Raw genomic sequence first — 445 nt, 5'->3', positions numbered from 1 at the left:
TAAGCCTGACAGCGGGTCGACTTTGAGTGTTAGAGTTGAGAAAGCATTGATAATGGAATCCGATTTCAGATGTAACAGAGTGATATTTAATTCAACGCTCTCTTTGAGACCTACAATCCCGGCATAGGCTATTGTCAATGAGCCAAGAGCGGAGAGAGCATTTACTAACTTCGTTAAAATTGCGCTCCTCGAAAAGACTCCAATGAAAGATGCAACTGACAGAATAATGACAATAAAAAGAAAAATTACCTCCATAGAATCACCCCCTGAGTTTAAACCTCATGATGTGCCTCAGAAAATCAATGCTGTCCAGCTCATAGTCTTCGAGTAGCATCTCTCTACCGAGAATGTCTCTTATCACTGGCTTTCCTTCCTTAAAATACAAAAACGCCACGTCCTCCATTATGATTTCTTCCTTTCCATTTTCCACAACAACGGCTTTTGA

1 protein-coding gene and 1 pseudogene are annotated in these 445 nt (G+C 40.7%); both read right to left on the bottom strand.

Annotated features, from left to right (window positions below):
* A pseudogene (locus E3E29_RS11640) lies at positions 1–255 on the bottom strand (hydantoin racemase); the annotation flags it as partial.
* A gap of 4 nt (positions 256–259) precedes the next feature.
* Positions 260–445 (bottom strand): CooT family nickel-binding protein (locus E3E29_RS11410; protein ID WP_167911107.1); only part of this gene is annotated, 186 nt, incomplete at its 5' end.

Source organism: Thermococcus sp. Bubb.Bath (assembly GCF_012027595.1).
Classification (GTDB): Archaea; Methanobacteriota_B; Thermococci; order Thermococcales; family Thermococcaceae; genus Thermococcus.
This window is presented reverse-complemented; position numbering and strand designations above follow the sequence as displayed.